At 68.6% G+C, this 1111-nt stretch carries 1 pseudogene; it reads left to right on the top strand.

The window, feature by feature from the left end:
* Positions 1–1111 (top strand): annotated as a pseudogene (locus ACFYZZ_RS45400) (alpha-1,4-glucan--maltose-1-phosphate maltosyltransferase); the annotation flags it as partial.

Below are 1111 nucleotides of genomic sequence, written 5' to 3'. Positions count from 1 at the left end.
ATCCGTTGCGGGAGTTGGTGACCGCGTCCGACGCGATGCCGCTGCTCGTGGAGCGGGAGCGGGCGCTGTTCGGCTCGTGGTACGAGTTCTTCCCGCGTTCGGAGGGCACGGCCGAGCAGCCCCACGGCACCTTCCGCACGGCCGCGCGGCGGCTGAAGGCGATCGCTGAAATGGGCTTCGACGTCGTCTACCTGCCGCCCATCCATCCGATCGGCACGACGTTCCGCAAGGGCCGCAACAACACCCTCACCACCCACCCCGACGACGTCGGCGTGCCGTGGGCGATCGGCTCCCCCGAGGGCGGCCACGACGCCGTCCACCCCGCTCTGGGCACGATCGAGGACTTCGACCACTTCGTGGGCCGGGCACGGGAGTTGGGCCTGGAGGTGGCCCTGGACTTCGCGCTGCAGTGTTCCCCGGACCACCCGTGGGTGCACAAGCATCCGGAGTGGTTCAACCACCGCCCGGACGGCACGATCGCCTACGCGGAGAACCCGCCGAAGAAGTACCAGGACATCTACCCGATCGCGTTCGACGCCGACATGGACGGCCTGGTCGCAGAGACGGTGCGGGTGCTGCGGCACTGGATGGCGCACGGGGTGCGGATCTTCCGGGTCGACAACCCGCACACCAAGCCGGTCGTGTTCTGGGAGCGGGTGATCGGGGAGGTCAACGGCGCCGACCCGGACGTCATCTTCCTGGCGGAGGCCTTCACCCGCCCGGCGATGATGCACACCCTGGCGCAGATCGGTTTCCAGCAGTCGTACACGTACTTCACCTGGCGCAACGACAAGCAGGAGCTGACGGAGTACCTGACCGAACTGACGGGTGAGGCCGCCTCCTACATGCGGCCCAACCTGTTCGCCAACACCCCCGACATCCTGCACGCCTACCTCCAGCACGGCGGCCGCCCCGCCTTCGAGACCCGTGCCGTGCTAGCCGCCACCCTCTCCCCCACCTGGGGCATCTACAGCGGCTACGAACTGTGCGAGAACACCCCCCTGCGGGAGGGCAGCGAGGAGTACCTGGACTCGGAGAAGTACCAGCTCAAACCCCGCGACTGGGACGCCGCCGCACGCGAGGGCCGCACCCTCGCCCCCCTCATCACCAA

This window comes from Streptomyces sp. NPDC001816 (assembly GCF_042892235.1).
Lineage (GTDB): Bacteria > Actinomycetota > Actinomycetes > Streptomycetales > Streptomycetaceae > Streptomyces.
This window is presented reverse-complemented; position numbering and strand designations above follow the sequence as displayed.